This is a genomic window from Clostridium sp. ZBS15, assembly GCF_023845705.1.
Classification (GTDB): Bacteria; Bacillota; Clostridia; order Clostridiales; family Clostridiaceae; genus Clostridium; species Clostridium aquiflavi.
Genome location: NZ_JAMQHY010000037.1, coordinates 70,675 through 91,006 on the forward strand (window position 1 = coordinate 70,675; position 20,332 = coordinate 91,006).

Annotated in this window: 18 protein-coding genes; 5 read left to right on the forward strand and 13 right to left on the reverse strand. The window is 26.3% G+C overall.

The annotated features are described in order from the left end of the window. Position 1: 1 nt before the first annotated feature. Positions 2 to 1,465, reverse strand: coding sequence for a threonine synthase (thrC, locus tag NG904_RS11800; protein ID WP_252231749.1), 1,464 nt, complete (start codon positions 1,463 to 1,465; stop codon positions 2 to 4). A 119-nt stretch (positions 1,466 to 1,584) separates the two neighbouring features. After that, a complete protein-coding gene (locus tag NG904_RS11805; RefSeq protein WP_252231750.1) occupies positions 1,585 to 2,523 on the reverse strand; it encodes a DUF6414 family protein in 939 nt (312 codons plus the stop codon). 271 nt (positions 2,524 to 2,794) lie between these two features. On the opposite strand from NG904_RS11805, the gene NG904_RS11810 reads away from it, so the two are divergent. Continuing rightward, positions 2,795 to 3,778 carry an alpha/beta hydrolase gene (locus NG904_RS11810; RefSeq protein ID WP_252231751.1) on the forward strand — a complete coding sequence of 328 codons (984 nt, stop codon included), beginning with the start codon at positions 2,795 to 2,797 and terminating at the stop codon, positions 3,776 to 3,778. 264 nt (positions 3,779 to 4,042) lie between these two features. On the opposite strand, the gene NG904_RS11815 is transcribed toward NG904_RS11810, so the two are convergent. Then, positions 4,043 to 4,600 (reverse strand): DUF3867 domain-containing protein, encoded by a 558-nt coding sequence (locus NG904_RS11815; protein WP_252231752.1) that lies wholly within the window; start codon positions 4,598 to 4,600, stop codon positions 4,043 to 4,045. A gap of 189 nt (positions 4,601 to 4,789) precedes the next feature. On the opposite strand from NG904_RS11815, the gene NG904_RS11820 reads away from it, so the two are divergent. After that, positions 4,790 to 5,560, forward strand: a complete 771-nt coding sequence (locus NG904_RS11820; RefSeq protein ID WP_252231753.1) for an alpha/beta hydrolase — start codon at positions 4,790 to 4,792, stop codon at positions 5,558 to 5,560. Positions 5,561 to 5,689: 129 nt separating this feature from the next. On the opposite strand, the gene NG904_RS11825 is transcribed toward NG904_RS11820, so the two are convergent. The 8 genes from NG904_RS11825 to NG904_RS11860 form a co-directional block, all read right to left on the reverse strand. Next, entirely contained in the window at positions 5,690 to 6,487 is a 798-nt protein-coding gene (locus NG904_RS11825) for a sirohydrochlorin cobaltochelatase (protein WP_252231754.1), read from the reverse strand. Beyond that, positions 6,477 to 7,760, reverse strand: coding sequence for a glutamate-1-semialdehyde 2,1-aminomutase (hemL, locus tag NG904_RS11830; protein WP_252231755.1), 1,284 nt, complete (start codon positions 7,758 to 7,760; stop codon positions 6,477 to 6,479). The genes NG904_RS11825 and hemL overlap by 11 nt, the downstream gene beginning before the upstream one ends. Before the next feature lie 194 nt (positions 7,761 to 7,954). Next, positions 7,955 to 8,920 carry a porphobilinogen synthase gene (gene hemB / locus NG904_RS11835; protein ID WP_252231756.1) on the reverse strand — a complete coding sequence of 322 codons (966 nt, stop codon included), beginning with the start codon at positions 8,918 to 8,920 and terminating at the stop codon, positions 7,955 to 7,957. Between the two features lie 2 nt (positions 8,921 to 8,922). Beyond that, entirely contained in the window at positions 8,923 to 10,398 is a 1,476-nt protein-coding gene (gene cobA / locus NG904_RS11840; RefSeq protein ID WP_252231757.1) for a uroporphyrinogen-III C-methyltransferase, read from the reverse strand. Between the two features lie 215 nt (positions 10,399 to 10,613). Next, positions 10,614 to 11,486: a hydroxymethylbilane synthase gene (gene hemC / locus NG904_RS11845; RefSeq protein ID WP_252213831.1), complete on the reverse strand. Its 873-nt coding sequence runs from the start codon at positions 11,484 to 11,486 to the stop codon at positions 10,614 to 10,616. Positions 11,487 to 11,535: 49 nt separating this feature from the next. Next, the gene (locus tag NG904_RS11850; RefSeq protein ID WP_252225451.1) at positions 11,536 to 12,210 is read right to left on the reverse strand and encodes an NAD(P)-dependent oxidoreductase; all 675 of its coding nucleotides are present in this window, start codon (positions 12,208 to 12,210) and stop codon (positions 11,536 to 11,538) included. Next, entirely contained in the window at positions 12,168 to 13,373 is a 1,206-nt protein-coding gene (gene hemA / locus NG904_RS11855) for a glutamyl-tRNA reductase (protein WP_252231758.1), read from the reverse strand. The genes NG904_RS11850 and hemA overlap by 43 nt, the downstream gene beginning before the upstream one ends. Positions 13,374 to 13,707: 334 nt before the next feature. Further along, the gene (locus NG904_RS11860; RefSeq protein WP_252231759.1) at positions 13,708 to 14,574 is read right to left on the reverse strand and encodes a ferredoxin-like domain-containing protein; all 867 of its coding nucleotides are present in this window, start codon (positions 14,572 to 14,574) and stop codon (positions 13,708 to 13,710) included. 241 nt (positions 14,575 to 14,815) lie between these two features. Between NG904_RS11860 and NG904_RS11865 the strand changes: the two genes are divergently transcribed. Both NG904_RS11865 and NG904_RS11870 read left to right on the forward strand, forming a co-directional pair. Beyond that, positions 14,816 to 15,457 (forward strand): undecaprenyl diphosphate synthase family protein, encoded by a 642-nt coding sequence (locus NG904_RS11865; protein ID WP_252231760.1) that lies wholly within the window; start codon positions 14,816 to 14,818, stop codon positions 15,455 to 15,457. Between the two features lie 147 nt (positions 15,458 to 15,604). Next, on the forward strand, positions 15,605 to 15,880 hold the full coding sequence (locus tag NG904_RS11870) for a DUF1294 domain-containing protein (RefSeq protein WP_252213841.1): 276 nt from the start codon (positions 15,605 to 15,607) through the stop codon (positions 15,878 to 15,880). Between the two features lie 214 nt (positions 15,881 to 16,094). Here NG904_RS11870 and NG904_RS11875 read toward each other — a convergent pair whose 3' ends face one another. After that, entirely contained in the window at positions 16,095 to 17,447 is a 1,353-nt protein-coding gene (locus tag NG904_RS11875; RefSeq protein WP_252225453.1) for a sodium-dependent transporter, read from the reverse strand. Between the two features lie 357 nt (positions 17,448 to 17,804). Continuing rightward, complete coding sequence (metA, locus tag NG904_RS11880; protein ID WP_252213845.1) at positions 17,805 to 18,725, reverse strand: homoserine O-acetyltransferase MetA; 921 nt, start codon at positions 18,723 to 18,725, stop codon at positions 17,805 to 17,807. Between the two features lie 362 nt (positions 18,726 to 19,087). Here metA and NG904_RS11885 point away from each other — a divergent pair, with 362 nt between their 5' ends. Then, entirely contained in the window at positions 19,088 to 20,146 is a 1,059-nt protein-coding gene (locus NG904_RS11885; RefSeq protein ID WP_252231761.1) for a lactonase family protein, read from the forward strand. Positions 20,147 to 20,332: the final 186 nt, after the last annotated feature.

The window sequence follows — 20,332 nt, forward strand, 5'->3', positions numbered from 1 at the left end:
TTTATCCTTCAATTCCAAGATAAGAAAGTAATGCTTTTTTCATCTCAGACTTATCCCAAACTTCATCATGAAGAATTTCATATTCCGATAAATTAACCAAACTATATGGTATATTGTTTTTTGTAATTTCAGATAACTTCTTTAATACCTCAAAATCATCAATTTCATCATTTGAAATATTTAGTGCTTTACAAATACTTCTTGGAAATTTAAATGGACTAGCAGTTGATGCTATCAACACTTCTTTAGTATCATTAGTTTCTGCTTGATATTTATTTTTAACAACATAACCAACAGCCGTATGAGTGTCCATTAAGTAATTATCTTTTTCATAAACTTCTTTTATTGCATTAGATACTTCTTCTGTTGTAGCATATTCTCCATAAAACTCTTTCATAAATTTTTTCATGTCATCATTTATTTCATATACGCCATTTTCATTCAATGAATTCATAAGATTATTTATAACTTCTGAATTTCGTCCACTTGCCTCGAATAACAATCTCTCAAGATTAGATGATACTAAAATATCCATTGATGGTGATTCCGTTAATACAAGTTCACGTCTCTTATCATAAATACCGCTTTTAAAGAAATCTGTTAAAACTTTATTTTCATTTGAAGCACAAATAAACTTATCTATAGGAAGTCCCATTTGTTTCGCGTAGTATGATGCTAATATGTTTCCAAAGTTCCCTGTTGGAACTACTACATTAATTTTTTCATCTTGTTTTATAACCCCTTTTTTCACCAAGTTGAAATACCCATAAAAATAATATACTATTTGTGGAACTAATCTCCCTATATTTATAGAATTTGCAGATGATAAAGCAAATCCTTTCTTTAATAAGTTATCTTTAAAATCATTATCTCCAAATATTTGTTTTACAGATTTTTGTGCATCATCAAAATTTCCATTTATTCCGATAACTTTAACATTATTGCCTTGTTGAGTTATCATTTGTCTTTCTTGTATAGTGCTTACACCTTTCTTAGGATAATATACCACTACTTTAAATCCCTCAACATTTTTAAATCCTTCTAAAGCTGCTTTTCCTGTATCTCCTGATGTCGCTGCTAATATTACTATATCCTCTTCTTTATTGCAAATCTTTTTTGCTCTTTTCATTATCTGTGGAAGAAATAGTAATGCTGCATCCTTAAATGCACAAGTTGGACCATGATATAATTCTAAAAAATTATTATGTACCTTAACTTCAAACCTATTATTATATGATTCATTAATTGCGTTCTTTAAATCTTCATCATCAATATCAGTAAAATATTCATTAATAATTTCAAATGCTAATTCTTCATAACTAAATTCCTTTTTATTCTTTAATGATGAATATACACTAGGAAAACTTTCAGGTACATAAAGTCCTCCATCTTTAGAAATTCCATTTATTATTGCCATTGCAGAGGATACCCCATATTCCACTCCTCTAGTACTTATAAATTCCATTCAATCACCCCAATTTCTTTATCTAATTATATATGCCTTTTCTTAATATATATATATTATCATGTCCTTATACAGAAAACAAGTGTTTTTATTTTAAATACAAATAAGCATAACTATTCTCAGATAGAAATGCTTATTGGCATTAATTGTATTCCCTTATTTTCAACTTTGCAACAAGGTCTTTCAGGTACTATTATCCCATTATCTTTTAAACATTCTAAAAGCGAATCACAATAATTTAAAAGATCTTCATAAAACTTTTCTGTACCTGTTTTTCTTAAAAAATTTATACATCCTGATCCACAGCATGTTTTTACTACCTTGCCAATTACTTTACATTCACAATTTATTTTATCAAAGATATTATAATCGTTATTCATAAAATTGTTTTTATTAACAGTTAAAACAGTAGTACAATCCCCTGTGGTCATAATTAAATCCTCAGTATTATTTAAAGTCAGTGTTCCTTTTAAGTTATTCAATAATTTTAAGAGAACTGAAAAATTTATAAATTTATATTTTTCTTTATCTAATAATGGATCTAAATTGTCACACCCTATAGCACTTAATAAAGCAATTATAGTTTCTACATAAGACACAATTGATTGATTAGTTATTTGTCCTGTGATTTCTACTAATTCTCCTGATTCAACTTCATCGTTTAATATATTAATAGCATTTCTAGAATGTAATATTTCCCCTTTATTAAAAAAATCATTAAGATTTCCATTAAGAACAAATGTTGTATATGTCCTACGTATTTCTTCTTCTAACCTTACGTTTCCTGTACCATTAAAATCTTTCCATACTTGATTATGCTGTTCTGCATTTACCAAATTACCTTTATTTTCATCCCTATATCCTTCTCTTTCGTTTTTTCCTTCAGTTTCCTGTTGAAAAGAACCACTCCTACTATCAAAATGAACTCCTTCAGAAACTTTTGCATCTCTAATTCTTTTTTGAATTCTTGTATCTATATAACCTGATAAAACTAAAGAAGATAAATTTCTAACTAAGTTTTCATCTAAATATATAAGCATATCAAAAGGATTATTCATATATTCTCTCCTTATAAAAAATCACTAAGCGACTGTAGAACGTTTATTTTTTTACGCATCTGCTTTTTTAAAATGTATTTGAAAAAATCTAGCAGACGACTGTATTCTCTATTTTTATTATCTATAAATTATTTATATGATTTCTATTAACATATTATTTCTCCTAAAATCTTAAATAAATCATATATATTTATTAAATTAATACATAGTATAATCATTATATACTTATGATATAATAGTTATTATATTAATTTTAAGTTGTGGTGTTTTTATGCGTATTATAAAAAAAATTTTAAAATTTTCATTAATAATTATATTAATTTTAAGTATTAGCTTAGGAATAATCTTTAGAAAAAAAATTCAATTAACTTATACTATTGTTAAAGATGTAATTTCTTTAAAAGATAATTTTTCGTTAAATAAAGAATTTGAATTCTCACCGACTAATGATGTAGATTATAAAGATATAATCTATAAAAATACTAATAATGTACAATTAAAATTAGATATTTATAAACCTTTGAAAAATATCTATAAGAGTTCTCCTGTAATTCTATATGTACATGGTGGAAGTTGGGTATATGGTGATAAGAGCATTCCTCAATTTATCACTCCAATACTAGATATATTTAGAAATAATGGATTTACTATAATAAGTACAGAATACGAACTTATGCGTTCGCATGAAAATTTCGAAAAACAAATATGTGATATAAAAGATACTTTAAGATGGATTTACAAAAATAGCGAAGACTATAATATGAATCCAAACCAAATTGGAATTATAGGTATGTCATCTGGTGCTCATTTATCATTGATGAGTGCATATACTTCAAATGATGATTTTACTGATGATGTAGATTTAGCTAAGTATCCTTCAAAAGTGAAATATGTCATTGATTTTTTCGGTCCTACAGATCTTAATTTGTTAGATACATCTGATTTGAATTGGGACTTAACAAATATTTTTAATTCTATAAATGATAGAAGCTCTATAGCCTCTGAATTTAACCCTATTAACTATATTAATTCTAACATTCCAGATACTTTGATAATTCATAGTAAGAGTGATTCCCTTGTTCCTTATGAAAGTTCTTTAGACTTATATAATAAATGTGTTGAGGAAAAAGCATCTGCTCAATTAGTACCTTTAGAAGGTACTTCACATGATATGTCAAACATATTTACACAAGATATAATCGATCTAACCAAAGAAGTATTAAAGTTTATAGTAAAAAAATCTCCATTATATTAATTAATATAATGGAGATTTTAATTTTAGGATATGTGTTGATATATTCAATAGGGAAAGTGGCATATATCAACACATGATTATAGCATTGCTCCTTTATCAATAGATATATCTTTTTAAAATTGTTCCTTATGCCCACATACTTTTCTTTCATAGTTAAAACTACTCTATCCTAGTGCTTCTTATTTCTTATTTCCATATAAAAAGTCCTCTTCTAAACAATAGGTTTTAATATATTCTTTGTTTAAAAGAGGGTTTTATTCACATTTAATATTCATATGATTTAATGTTTTCAGATAATACAACTTTTAATTTATCATTTTCTATAACTTTTTTATATGAACATATAAATTCATTTAATTCATTATCACTTAAATCTATCTTTTGAAGACTTATTAACCTCATTTGATCTTCTTCTATTAATACTGTTAGATTATTTTTTTCATTACTTATTGTGTATTCAGATACTGTTTTCACTTTAATTCCGCTCTTATATTTTTCTTGAAATCCCATGGTTTTTCTAATAGACTCATAACCATTTGGCATTTTATTTAAATTTATACCTGCCATTTTTAGTTGTTCTTCAATCATAGAAGAGTCTATTCCATATCTCTCTAAGAATTTCTTCTGTATATTTAATAACTTATCTTGTGAAATGTTATTTTCTTCCATATACGTCATGATATTTTTAGAAAAATCTTGCATTGTTAAATTTCCAGCAGCTAATTCATAATACATAGAATAAATATAACTTTCAAATTTATCTACATCTTTATCCTTAGCTTTATTTTTCAACTCATTAAAATCTATAATTTTGTCATCCATATCTACTCCTCCTTATTTATCATTATATACTAATACACTTATTTATATATTAACAAATCTATTTATTAGTGTAAATTTTAAAATTTATAAATTATTTTACAATATACACTATATAAATTCTATGGTAAGTATTATAATATATCTCATAAAAATACTTAAAATATAATTTTTAGGAGGATATAATTACTTATGATTATTTCACAATTTCTAAATTCATTTGATGGGACTAAGCTTTATGTAAGAAAAAGCTTAGTTGATAATGCTAAAGCAGTGCTTATTATAGCTCATGGCTTAACCGAACATTGTAATCGTTATGAACATTTGATTAAAAATTTAAATATGGATGGTTTTAGTACTTATCTTTTTGATCATAGAGGACATGGAAAATCTCATGGTACAAGAGGTCATTGTAATAACTTTGATGAAATAATTCAAGATATAAATTTTATGGTAGATATAGCAAAAAAAGAAAATAAACATCTACCAATATTTTTAATTGGACATGATTTAGGGGGATTAGCTATAGCAGAATTTGCAATAAACTATCCCAATAAAGCTAGTGGACTTGTTATGTCTAGCGCTTTAACAAATAATACTAATGATACTTATGTTGCAAATGATGTAGAAAAACTAATTTGTAGTGATAAAAATGTAGTAAATAATTATATTAAAGATTCTTTAATATTAAAAGAAGTCTCAGATAGCTTATATACTGAAATTCAAAAAGCTCTTAAATCTTTAAATAAAGATTTACATAAATTTGAATTTCCAGTATTAATTCTTCACGGAAAAGAAGACAAGCTTGTTTCATGTAAAGATTCAGAAAAATTCTATAATGCAATAAAATCATCTGATAAAACAATTAAAATTTATGACGGTTTATATCATGAAATTCTTAACGAACCTGAACGTGATTATGTGATTGATGATATTAGCCAATGGATAAAATCACATTTATAACATATCAATATTCATTAAACATATATCCACATAAAAAAACATTATAATTATTAAACCTAAAAGAACTAAATCTGATAGATTAATTTAATCATTCAGATTTAGTTCTTTTATATTGTTACCATTTAATAATTATAATTTATTTATTAACTCTTTAATATTTTCTATATATAATCTTTTTACACTTAAAAGTTCTGTTAAAGATTTATTAAAACATGTTACTTTTACACCTTGAGCTTCTATCATACACTTCCATGAATCCTTATTTTCTCCAAATATATCTTTACTAATATGCTTACCAGATACTGATAAAAATGGTACTATAGTTATTTCTTTTATTTGTCTTATTATAATTTTATCTAAAATTTCATTTATAGAAATTTTTCCTTCTAAAGTTCCTATAAGTACATTTTCATAATTCATATTTAATAATTCTTTTTGAAACATGCTATATACAATATCAGATTTATTTGTTGTACCATGACCTATTAATAATAAATTTTTATCTTTAGGTAATTCATTTTTTATACCGTCTACTATATTACTAAATACCATTCCTTTAGATTCATTATCTAATTGTAAAATAGGATTTCCTAATATAATTTTATTAAACTCATGACTATATTTAGAAATAAATTCTTTTATTTTCTCATACTCATTTCCATGAAGTACATTTAAAGGCATTATTATAATATCCGTACAATCCTTTAATTTTGCACTTCTTAAAGCTTCCTCAAAATGTAATATATAAATACCAAAATCATTTGATAATTTTCTTAGTATTATTTTAGATGTAAAACACTTAAAAACTAAATATTCACTTCCATAAACTTCTCTTATCTCATTTTCTATTGGATCTATACATTTTTTTATAGCTTCGGTATTTGATGTACCAAAACTAACTAATATAATAGCTTTATTATTTTTCATTTACAGAAAACCTCTTAAATGCATCTAAGAACTTATCAATATGTTCTTCTGTATGCTTTACACTTAAAAACATAGCTTCAAATTGTGATGGTGCAATATTAAAGCCTTCATTTAACATGTGTTTAAAGTATCTTTTAAATCTTTCGTTATCACAAGTTTTCACATCTTCATATGTATTTACTTTTTCTAATTCTGTAAAGAATAATGTTAACATTCCACCAACTCTATTTATTGTTAATGGTACATCATTTTCTTTTGCTATTTCTATAAGACCTTCTTGAAGTTTTTTACCCATTTTTTCAACATGATCATATAATTCCATATTATTTTTAAGCTTAGTTAATGTAGCAAGTCCTGCTGCCATTACAATAGGATTTCCTGACATTGTTCCTGCTTGGTAAACTCCTCCACATGGAGATAACTTTTCCATTATTTCTTTCTTACCAGCATATGCTCCACATGGAAGACCGCCACCCATTATTTTGGCATATGTAATTAAATCAGGCTTAACATCAAATAATGTTTGTGCTCCCTTAAATGCTACTCTGAATCCTGTCATTACTTCATCAAATATAAGCAATGCACTATATTCATCACATAAAGATCTTAATTCCTTAATAAAATCTTCGTTGGCCTTTATAACACCCATATTTCCTGCAACTGGCTCTATGATAACAGCAGCAATTTCATTTCCTTGCTTTTTAAAAAGTTCTTTTATTTGAGTTTTATCATTATATAGTCCTATTAATGTGTTTTCTACACTTTCCTTTGGTACTCCAAGAGATCCTGGAATTCCTTCTGTAAGTACTCCTGAACCTGCTTCTATTAAAAATCCATCGAAATGTCCATGATAACATCCTGCAAATTTAACTATCTTACTCTTTCCTGTATATCCTCTTGCAAGCTTTACAGCACTCATAGTAGCTTCTGTACCTGAATTAACCATTCTTATCATGTCTACATTATCTAAATTTTCACACATAAATTTACTTAGTTCTAATTCTAACTTAGTTGGTGCTCCAAAAGCTAAAGCATTTTCACATGTTTCTTTAATAGCACTTACTACATCTTCATCACAATGTCCTAAAAGTAGTGGCCCCCATGCTAAAACAAAATCTATATATTCTTTTCCGTCTTCATCTTTAATAATTACGTCTTTTCCTGACTTTATAACTGGAGGATTCATTCCCATCTCTTTAAAACATCTAACAGGACTATTCACTCCACCTGGCATATATTTCTTTGATTCTTCGAATATCTCTAAACTATTCATTATATTCACTCCCTGTACATATCATTAAAATACTTGTAATAAAACTTAATTTTACTCAATATATTCAATAAAAAGTGGATAATTGAGAGTTTCAGTTAAAACTCCTAAAGACTTTCTAAAAAATATATTTTAAAATTCTACTAGGAATTTTCTCCTTAACTCTACACTTTCCACTATCAATTCTCAACTAAAATTTATCTATTTAAAATTTGTGCCGCTTCTAATGCATGATAAGTTATTATTATATCTGCCCCAGCTCTCTTTATTGAAGTTAAAATTTCCATTATTATTCTTTCTTCATCTATAAGTCCTTGTTTGCCTGCTGCTTTAACCATTGCATATTCACCACTTACATTATAAGCTGCAAGAGGCATCTTAAAGTTTTCTTTGCATTCTCTAATTACGTCTAAATAAGGTAATGCTGGCTTAACCATTATAATATCGCAGCCTTCTTCTATGTCTTTTTCTGTTTCTCTTAATGCTTCTAATCTATTGGCTGGATCCATTTGATAAGTTTTTCTATCTCCAAATTCAGGTGCTGATCCTGCTGCCTCTCTAAATGGTCCATAAAATGCTGAACAATATTTTGCAGAATAACTCATTATACTTACGTTTTTAAATCCATTGTCATCTAATGCTTTTCTCATAAATCCAATTCTGCCGTCCATCATATCTGAAGGTGCTACCATATCAGCTCCTGCCTTTGCATGAGATACTGCAATTTTTCCTAAGTATTCAAGTGTCTCATCATTATCTACATCAGATTCATGAATTATTCCACAATGTCCATGAGATGTGTATTCACACATGCAAACATCTGTTATAACAAGTAGTTCTTTGTTTAACTCCTTAATCTTTCTTACAGCTTGTTGAACAATTCCGTTATCATTATATGCTTCACTTCCACAAGCATCTTTATGCTCTGGAATACCAAATAAAAGCACTCCTGCAATGTTAGCTTTTTCAACTTCTGCAATTACTTCATGTAATCTATCTATTGAATAATGATAATTATCTGGTAAAGAAGAAATTTCTTTCTTTATATTTTCTCCTTCTACAACAAATATAGGATATATAAAATCCTTAGTATGTAGTGTAGTTTCTCTTATCATATCTCTAATAGCTGATGTTGCTCTTAATCTTCTACCTCTTTTTATCATAATTACGCCTCCATATCTTTTACAAATGACTCAATTTCTTTTAAAAATCCATCTTGTGAATGCTCCTTACAAATATAAGCCTTTATTCCTAACTCTTCAAGTGGTTTATTAGTTCTAGTGCCTATTGCTATAACTTGTTTTTCTTTAATAGCATCTAAGCCAACCATATCTATCATGTTATATACAGTTGATGGGCTTGTAAAAAATACTATATCAACTTCATCAAATGCTCTTTTATTTCTTACTCTTCCTTTTACTGTATCATAAATAAATACTCTATCTACATTAGCACCTACATTAGATAATTCATCTGCTATATCTGACTTTGCTAATGATGAACATGGAATAAGTACTTTTTCATTTTCTTTAACATGTGGTTTTAACACTTTTATTAATCCAGCACCTATAAATTCTCTAGCTTTCACAAAACATATTATACCTCTTCTTTCAAGAGCTTGCCATGTTGCTTTACCTATAGCTGATACTTTAGCTTGTAATTTTCTTATATCATATTTCTTTTCTATTAAATAGTCAAAGAATATATCAACTGAATTCACAGAAGTAAATACTATATGATCATAATTTTCTAAATCATCCATATAGATATCTAAATTACTAGCTGTACTTTCTATTTCTATAGCACTTAAAGCCGTAACTTCAGCACCCATATCTCTTAACTTTTGCTTTAAAGTAGCTGCTTGCTTTTGAGATCTAGTTACACAAATATTTTTGCCAAACAAAGGTTTATGTTCATACCAAGCTAAATCTTCATTTAAATTAACCACTTCACCGATAACAATTATACATGGTGATTGTAATTTAGCTTCCTCTACTTTTTCACATATGTTTTCTAAGGTTCCAACTACCTTCTTTTGTTTACTCGAAGTTCCTCTCATAACAACGCCACAAGGTGTAGAAATATCTTTTCCATTTAATACAAGTTCATGTACTATGTTTTCTAAATTGCTTAATCCCATCATAAATACTAAAGTTCCTTCTTCCATAGCTAATGCTTTGAAATTAGACTTAATATGTTTTGCTGACATTCCAGTTACAACATGAAAACTTTGAGCTATTCCCCTATGAGTTATTGGGATTCCTGCATAATTTAATACTGCTATTGGAGAAGTTACTCCTGGTATTACTTCAAACGGAATATTTTCTTCCTTAAGAGCTAATACTTCTTCTCCTCCTCTTCCAAAAACATAGGGGTCTCCGCCTTTAACTCTTCCCACTACATGGCCTTCTTTTGCTAATTTTACTAGCATTTCATTTATTTCTTCTTGTGTTTTATAATGTGCTCCTGGTTCTTTTCCACAATAATAAATTTCACAAGAATCGCTTAAATAATTTAAAATATTATTTGAAACTAATCTATCATATAAAACTGCTGTACATTCTTTTAATTTGTTCACAGCCTTTATAGTTAATAACTCTTCATCTCCTGGTCCTGTACCTATAACATATACTTTATTCATAATCTATTTTTAATAAGATGTTATGCCTACTACATAAACCTCTTATTAATTCTAAGCCACCTTTCAGTAAATTTTCAATATGCATCTTAAATGAATATCAATGTTTTAGTATAAAAGCTATCTATAGTTAGAGTTTGTTTTTTTATAATTTTTGAAATCAAACTTCCTCTATGATTATCATTATATTAAAACATCAATATCATACTTAAATAACATTATTCTAATATTTTTTGTGCTAATTTCTTTCCTAATTCAATATTATTAGTTTTGCATCCTAAAATATCTTTTTTAACTATTTTTCCACCTATATCATATATTCCAATCATGTATAAATCATCACCTTGAATTTCTGAATAAGCTCCTATAAGGCTATGACAATCACCTTGTAATTCTTTCATAAAACTTCTTTCAGCTTCCACAGTTAAAGTTGCTTCTGCATCTATTAAAGCTTCAAAATATTTATTAGCATCCCCATCTTTTAAGCACTCAATTCCAAGTGCCCCTTGAGAAACTGCTGGCAAAAATTCCTTTGGGTCAAAATAATCTGTTATTAAATTTTCATCACCAAGTCTTTTAAGACCTGCTGCTGCTAGCACGATTCCATCTAAGTTTTGTTCTTCCATTTTCTTTAATCTAGTTTGAACATTACCTCTTATAGGTACTATCTCTAAATCATTTCTTAGCAGTTTTAGTTGTGCTGCTCTTCGTATACTACTTGTTCCAACTTTAGCACCTTGTTTAAGATCTTTAAATGAGATATCTCCATTTGAAATAAATGCATCTCTAATATCTTCTCTTCCTGTTATAGCTGTAATCTCAAATTCACTACTAACTTCAAAAGGAACATCTTTCATGCTATGAACTGCAGCATGAGCTTCCTTATTTAAAAGAGCAAGTTCGATATCCTTGACAAAAAGTCCTTTACCACCTATTTTATTTAATGATACATCTAGCTTTCTATCTCCCTCAGTTACTATAAGTAATTTTCTACCATTTATATTAAATTTTGATTTTAATTTATCCATAATTATTTCAGTTTGAACTTGAGCCAACTTACTTTTTCTAGTTGCTATTATTAATTCATTCATTATTCTTACTGCTCCTTTATCTATCGAAATTTTTAACTTAAAATATAATCTATATTAATTTATTTAATATTTCTTCTTCAAAGTAAAGTTTTAATACTAATTCCTCTTTATGATTGTCATAAAAAAACTTAAAATCATCGCAAGAAATAAAATCTATTATCTCTTTTTTATATTTTGAAAGATTTATAGCTTTGTTTCTAATCTTAGTTGTTAAAGCTATAAAATCATCATAACTTTCTAATAGATCTTGTACTTTATTTGCAAGCATTACTGAACCTTTAGGATTTCCACCATTTGTATTTAATGCAAAAGTTATATTTTTAAGATTTCTTTGAACAGGTATAACACCCATACCATTCTTAAAACTTGAAGAGTCTATATATATTTTATAATTCTTATCACAATATTTTTTTATATTATCGTTAATTTCTCCATCATCTATTGTTATCAGAACTAAATGTTTATTTTCTAAAAACTCATAATTAAACTGATTTTTTATTAAAATCAGTCTTTCTTTAAATTCTTCACATAAACTTATTACTTCTTCACAAAAATCTTTTGAAATGACTTCAACATAGCAGCCTATTTTTAAAAAATGTTTAATCTTTATAAATCCAGCTCTGCCTCCACCAATCACACCAATATTTATTTTATAAGAAAATAGTGAAACAAAGGAATAATCTATTTTTTCTCCATAAATATGCTCTTTATTATTCTTAAGCATTCCTCTTCACTTCCCTTTAAAGTTTCTTCTTTCATTACCTCTATAGCTCTATTTATGTAATAGTCAGATGTACTCTTTATCATTTTATTCGCTAAGTCAATATCATTTTTGTCTTTACATTTATTTTTAAATGTAGTCATTCTCTTATCATATATTTCTTTAGAAGTTACTTTTAACTCTTCTATTAATGGAGTGATACTTCTTAGTCTTTTCCATTCATAATACTCATTTAAGTATTTCTCTAAAATAAATTTATTTGAATCCATCTTATCAAAACGCATTTTTTTATTACCATCATTTATGTGACTTATATTATCTATGTTATAAACCTCAGCTCTATCTATATAATTAATCTCATCATCAACATCTCTTGGAACTGCTAAATCATAAATTAGTATTTTGTTTCCTACTTCATTTATATCCTGCTCTTTTATAACTATATGAGGTGCTGATGTACATGAAATTACGCAGTCCATATCATTTATGTATTTATTTTTTTCTTCAAAATCTATTACTTTTACTCTATCATCAATAATTCCAGTCTTTATTTTCTTGTTTCTAACTGCTAAATAGACTTCATTTATATTATGTGCAAGTAAATATTTCATAGTTAAACGTCCTACATCACCATATCCTAATACCATGAATTTTTTACATTCTTTATTAATAGATTCATTTACAACTATTGATGCTGATGATACTGGAATTTCAAATAATCTCGATTGACTTTTAAATTTTTTACCACATGTTATAGCATATTGAAATAATCGTTGTAGTTCTAAATTAAGAGCTTTTGTATTTAAAGACTTAAAATAAGAACTTTTTACTTGACCTAGAATTTGATCTTCCCCTAATATTTTTGAGTGAAAACCACAAGTCACTTCAAATAAATGCTTACATGCTCTTTTATCTTCTGATATAAAAACATGTTCTTTATAACTATAGTCCCAATTCAAAACTTCAAAAATCTTTTTTAATAGTTCTTCATTAATATAAGAAACATTAAAATAAATTTCTGTTCTATTACAAGTTGCAAGTATGATAACTTCATCCAAACATTGTAACAAACTATTTAGATACTCATCATGTTTGTTTGCTTTTATAGTTAATTTTTCCCTAATTTCTATTGGTGTATTCTTTTTTATTCCTAATACTGCTATCATTATTTTTCCACCTTGTATAATTATTTAAATATTTATATGTTCTAATTTAATATACTTATTTTATATTAAAACATATAATAAAAAAAGCAAAATTCTAATTTATAATAATTATTTTTTAATATAAATTACATTTTATTACTTTATTTGTATTAAATGTTGTTATAATAGCCTTTTTTATATGTATCTTTTCAATTATTATAATTAATTACTTCTGAATTAACATCATAATTTTCCATATATTAAAAAGTTCAAGTTGTCTAATTAATTACCACTTGAACTTTTAATTCCTTTATAAATATTATTTCAGCTCCATTTTAAGTGAATATTGATATTTTTAAATAGATGATCTATTTAAAACATTATTTATAAATTCTTCTTTTCCTATTCTATCCATAACTTTAGAAATTCTTTCACCAGGTTGTCCTACTTCTCTATAGTAGTCAACAATTTTATCAACCATTGGAATTATTTCTTCTTCTTTAAATATCTTTCCTAAAGAGTCTCCAATTCTCATTCCTCTACCGAATCGTCCACCAACAAAGATTTCTCCACCTTTTTCTTTTGCAACAGCTGCGCCTAATTTGCATGCTCTTACGCATCCACCACAATTAACACATAAATCTTTATTATGTATTATCTTTTTATCAACTACTTCTAAAGCTTTTTGTCTACAAGCCTTAACACATAGTCCACATCCAATACACTTTTCTAAAACAAACTCAGGTACTGTTCTTCCCATAATACCAATATCATTTATATTAGCCTTTGCACAATTATTAGCACAACCAACTACTGCTACTTTACATTTATGAGGGGTATCTGTTCCAAAATACTTATCTTCTAATTGTCTACATATTTCTTGTGTATTAATATTTCCATGAAGGCATACAGTACCTTTACAAGATACTAATGGTCTAAATTTTTGTCCTGTACCACCATGTCTTAAACCTAACTTCTTTGCTTCTTCAATAACTTTTTCTACATCTTCATCTTTTATCCAAGGCACTTCAATTTGAAGTCTTGTTGTCATTCCGCAATAATCTCTACCATACTTTTTAGAAATAACATTTATATTGTTTAATTCCTCTACTGTAAAATTACCTGCTCTACCTAAAAATCTTACTGCAAAATGTTCTTTGTCATTTTGTAATAAAAAACCTAAAGCTTTTAATTCCTTTTGTCTTTTTGCATTAACTGCCATATATATGTCCTCCCTAGAAATAAATATATTTATTTACGTTAATTTTATATAAATAAAATTTTTAATAAACTCTTCTATACTATCTTAATAAATAAATTAATTATACTCTAATACTTTTTAATATATATTTATCATAACTAAATACCTATATGTGTATTTTTAACTATATTGGATATACTTATGTTTATAGATTAATATTTTTAAATCACATTAAAATTTTATTGCATTAGGAGATAAAAAAATGAGAATTCCAAAACATATAGGCGTCATTCCAGATGGAAATAGACGTTGGGCTTTAGCTAACGGATTAACAAAAGATAAGGGGTATTCCTTCGGTATAAATCCTGGCCTTGAAGTTTTTAAATTGTGTCAAAAAGAAGGTATATCTGAAGTAACTTTTTATGGATTTACAGTAGATAATACAAAAAGACCTAGTGAGCAAAAAATAGCCTTCACTGACGCTTGCATTGAATCTGTTAAATTACTCACAAAAGAGAATTGTGAAATATTAGTTTTAGGAAATACAGATTCAAAATTATTTCCTAAAGAACTATTACCATTTTCAAAAAGAACTACTTTTGGAACTGGTGGAATTAAAGTTAATTTTTTGATGAACTATGGTTGGGAATGGGATTTAAATATCTTAAAAGAAAATGATTCATCTCATAAGGGGATTATACCTTATATACACTCTAAAGATATTTCCAGAATAGACCTGATTATAAGATGGGGTGGAAGAAGAAGACTTAGTGGTTTTTTGCCGGCTCAATGTGTTTATTCAGATTTTTATGTAATAGACTCATATTGGCCTGCATTTAAAGATCATGAATTTTATGATGCATTAAATTGGTATAACCATCAAGATGTAACTCTTGGAGGCTAAATCAATTACTAAAACTTATACTATTCATATAAAAACTGATATTTATATAAAAAGCTATTTTATTTAATTGTGAAATAGCTTTTTTTTGAGTTCATACTTATGCTAAGATAAATAATATACTATATTATTTACACTGAGGTGAAAATTATGATTAAAATCTTTATTATATATTTACTATTTATAAATTTCATTGGTTTTTCTATTATGTTTATTGATAAAAATCGTGCAATACACAAAGAATGGCGAATTCCTGAAAAAACTCTAATTGTAATCTCCTTAATTGGTGGTTCTATTGGTATGCTTCATGGAATGTTTACTTTCAGACATAAAACTAAACATTTAAAATTTACACTAGGAGTTCCTACTATTCTAATATTTCAAATTGTATTTATTATATATTTATGTAATTACATTAAAATTTAATTAATTTCTTCTATAAATAAGAATAATTAAGTAGAACCAAATGAATGCTCCACGCTTTTTAGTTCAGAGTGAAGATATGAAAATTGAGAGTTAAAGAATAAAAAAATAAGGCTTTGCAATTATATCAAAGCCTTATTTTTGTTAATATTAAATATTTAACCAGTCGAGCTTAGTTGTGCATATTATAAAACACTACTAAAGCATTGACTTTAATTTAAATAAATGATTTTAAAAATACTACTATAATAAGTATTGGTGCTATGTATTTAATAATAAAAATTAAAGCTTTTACTATTGCTTCATTCTTTAATATTCCATTATTACTTAATTGATCTATTAAATACTTTTTATTTATAAAGTATCCAGCTAATAAAATTATCAACAATCCATTTATAGGTAAAAATATCTTAGATACAAGCACATCACATAAATCAAAAAATGATAATCCCAATATTAGTTTATCACCTAAAACACCTTCTGCATTACCTGATAGTGCTGCTAAGGATCCAATTCCTAATAATATTATTATATTTAATATTATTGCTCTCTTTCTTTCTATTTTTAATTCTTCTGTAAAAAATGCAATTAAAACTTCTAATAATGATAACATCGCCATTGTAGCTGCCATTGCAGTAAGAGCAAAGAACATAATTACCAAAATCCAACCGCCTGGCATTTTAGCAAATATTAATGGAACTGTATTAAATAATAATCCTGGACCACTACTTGGTTCTAATCCAAATGAAAAAACTGCTGGAAATATAGCAAGGCCTGCTATTAATGATACTAAAGTATCTGATATTGCTACCTTTCCTGCTGTACCAATCAAGTTATTATCATCAGTATAATAACTACTATATGTAATCATTGCTCCGCTTCCAACTGATAGCTTAAAAAATGCTAATCCTAATGCTGAAAGTACAACTCCAATATGTACTTTTGAAAAATCAGGTTTAATTAAAAAATTCACACCTTCTATAGCATTTGATAATGTTAAACTTCTAAAAGCACATACTAAAAGAAGTAAAATTAAAACAGGCATTAAGGTTTTTGTTAACTTTTCAATGCCACCCTTAACCCCTAAAACTAATATTATTCCACCAACTGATAATGCAATTAACTGCCAAATAATTGGAGCTATAGGTCCTACACTTGTATTATAAAATATATTACTTGCAGATTCTAATGTTACTCCCTTTAATGCCCCTGTTACCGCTTTAAATACATATGAATAAACCCATCCAACAACTACTGTATAGAAAAACAACATAAAATATGTTGCTAGTATTGCAAAAATACCTATAACTTTAAAGCCCTTTTTATCTGTAATCTTTGAAATTGCTCCATATACGTTTCTTCTAGTACCTCTACCTATTACAAATTCACTAATAAGTACAGGTAATCCTACTAAAGCAACACATATTAAATATATAATAATAAATGCTGCTCCACCATTTTCTCCTGTAATATAAGGAAACATCCATATATTACCTAAACCTACAGCGGAACTTAATGTTGCTAAAAAAACTGTTAAACTTGATGAAAATTTCTCTCTCTTCTGTTCCACACTAATCCTCCGTTTACTTTTTATAAATTAGACATTATAAATTAGACATTTGAAAATACTTATCAATGTGTCCTTTTAAAATCATTTATATTCTAACATTAAAAATTATCATTTGTAACATTTTTAGATAAAATACATTATTTTTTTTAATTTTATAAAGAATTGCCGAAAAAAACAAGCTTTTTTATTAATTTAATTAATTTTTTTAAACATCCTTAAATAATACTATTATTATAGTAACGATTTATTCGTTGAAAGTTGATAAGTGATAGTTAAAAATTATGTTTAAAAGTATAATATAGAATTTCTTATTTTTGGGTACATTGAAATAAGCTGTGTTTAAAAACACAGCTCTTATTACTTAGAGATATCATTGATGTTATACGGAGTATTTTGATATACACAATAATTTAACCAATTACCAAATATTATATTAGAACTACCTCTCCATGTAAATTTAGGAGTACTATTTATATCGTTATCTACAAAATAATTTTGTGGTATATCTATATTATCTCCCTTTTCCCTATCTCTCATATATTCTTCTTTTAATGTATTTCTATCATACTCAGGATGACCCATAAAGAATATTTTTCTTCTATCTTTAGTAGCTACAATAAAGATACCCGCCTCTTTGGATTCCGATAAAATTTCCAATTCTGAAATTTTACTTATATCTTCTTTTTTTACTTCTGTATGTCTAGAATGTGGTGCATAAAATATATCATCAAGTCCTCTTGTTAAATCGGCATTTTCATCATTTACCCAATGAGAAAATACTCCAAAAATTTTCTTTTCTAATTTATATTTTGGTATATTATAGTGATAATATAATCCTGCTTGAGCTCCCCAACATATGTGCAATGTTGAAAAAACATTGGATTTACTCCATTCCATTATTTGAGTTAATTCATTCCAATAAGTAATATCCTCAAATGGCATTTGCTCAACAGGTGCCCCAGTTATTATTAAGCCATCAAACTTTTCATCTCTTATATCATCAAAATAAGTATAAAACTTTTCCAAATGTTCTATTGGAGTATTTTGTGAAACATAACTTTTAGTTTGAATAAGCTTAACCTCAACTTGTAATGGTGTATTAGATAAGTGCCTCAATAATTGATTTTCTGCTAAAATTTTTTTTGGCATTAAATTAAGAATCGCAATTTTTAATGGTCTTATATCTTGAGTCTTAGCTCTATTATCATTCATGACAAAAATATTCTCGTTAGATAATACTTTAAATGCTGGTAATTCTGTTGGAATTTTTATAGGCACTAATAAAGCCCCCCTTCTTATTTGTGCTTTTATAAATTCTTTTAAAATTTTTGTTATTTACAAATTATTATACCAAAAAATTAATATTTATCAATAATTATAAAAATTTAATATTTAATTCTTAATATTAAAATAAATTACAATCTTAATAATTTATATTTATTTAAAAGTATTAAATTTATAATAATATTTTATTCAGTTTATTTTCATATACATACTTTTATTAATACTTAGATATTTATTTGTAATTATTTTACTAATATATTAATATTCCCAATATTTTTCATCTATTTTTTGGATATTTAATATATTTTATTTATGATATACTTATAATTATATAAACTAAAAGGGGGCACTACTTTATGATAGTAAATAAAGATATATTAATCGGCTTTATAGGAACTCATACAAATAATGATAGTAAAGGAATTTATAAGTTTAGTTTTAATTCATCATCTGGAAAAATAGATAGAATTAATTTGGCTTATGAAATTAATAATCCTAACTATTTAGCAATTGATAAAGAAAGAAATATTTTATATTCTACTTGTAGCATAAAAAAACAATCTGGGGTTTCTTCATTCAAATTTTTTGGAGAAAAAGACTATGTGGATTTAATTAATTATAATGTTGAAGATGGTAAAGAACCTTGTCATGTAAGCATAAGAAAAAATAAGCAACTTTTAATTTCTTCAAATTATAATGAAAATGAAATTAAAGTTTTTAATACTTTAGATGGAATAATTTTAACATCTCACGTAACTGTTAATAATGAAGATTGTGAAAAAGATTTAAACGATGAAAATTCTCATATAAATTGTTCTATCTTCTCACATGATGAAAAATATATTCTATCAGTTGATTCTGGAAAAGATGCTTTGATGCTATATACTTTTAATAATGATAAATTAGTGGCTAAAAAACATTTAAGTTACTCTTTTCCAAAAGATTCAGCACCTAAACATATAACTTATTCAAAATCAAAACCATTTTATTATGTTTTAGCAGAAAAAAGCTGTGAAATTTTCACTTTAAAGTATAATTCAAAAAAAGAAAATCCATTTGAAAAAGTTGAAGTAACTAGTATTTTTCCAAAAGGTTATAATGGAGAAAAATTAGCATCAGCTATACACATACACAAAAATAATAAATTTTTATATACTTCAGATATAAAAAATAATACGATAACTTTATTTTATATAAATGATGATAATGGAAAATTAGAATATGTTGATGTATTTGATTGTAAAGGCGAATGTCCTCGTGACTTCCAAATAGATCCTACTGGAAAGTATTTAATTTGTGGAAATGAACTATCTAACACATTATCTATTTTCTCAATTCAACAATCAAATGGAGCATTAAAATTTATAGGAACGGAAGACGTTCCATCACCAACATGTGTAAAATTTATTGAATAACAAAAAAATCCAACTAATTTTTAGTTGGATTTTTTATTCTTTAGGAAATTATATTATTAAATATGTGTTGATATATGAAATAGGTAAAGTGGCATTGTAATTGGACTTTGGGAATAGTTAATGAGTATTGTCACATTTATTGCTTGTCTCAATTTCATATTGAGAGCAAGCTAAAATGGGACTATA